At 66.4% G+C, this 318-nt stretch carries 1 pseudogene; it reads right to left on the reverse strand.

The features are described 5' to 3' along the window. Positions 1-318, reverse strand: a pseudogene (locus C6W91_RS21360) (IS21 family transposase); the annotation flags it as partial.

The following is a 318-nucleotide window of genomic DNA, read 5'->3' on the forward strand; positions in this document are numbered from 1 at the left end:
AGACCGCCGGCCTCGAGCACCTTGGCCAGTTCCGCTGCCAGCGCCCGCTCGCAGCTGCGCTCATGCGCCAGGGCAAGCAGCTCGACTGTGATCTTGCAGGCCTGCCGTTCGGGCAGCCGGTCGATGAGCGCCTCGAAGGCACGCCGGTACTCCTGGCGCGGGAAGAGCTTGTCGCGGTAAACGAGATGCAGAAGGGCCATGGGCTTCCTGCGCAGCGAATGGATGACATGGTGATAGTTCACGACCTGGTCATGCTTGCCGTTCGCCTTGGCCCGCCCCCTGGGCAGGGTCAGCAGGTGGGTGCCGCCGGAGAAGACA

Source organism: Phaeobacter sp. SYSU ZJ3003 (assembly GCF_041300735.1).
In the GTDB taxonomy this organism is placed as follows: domain Bacteria; phylum Pseudomonadota; class Alphaproteobacteria; order Rhodobacterales; family Rhodobacteraceae; genus Phycobacter; species Phycobacter gallaeciensis_A.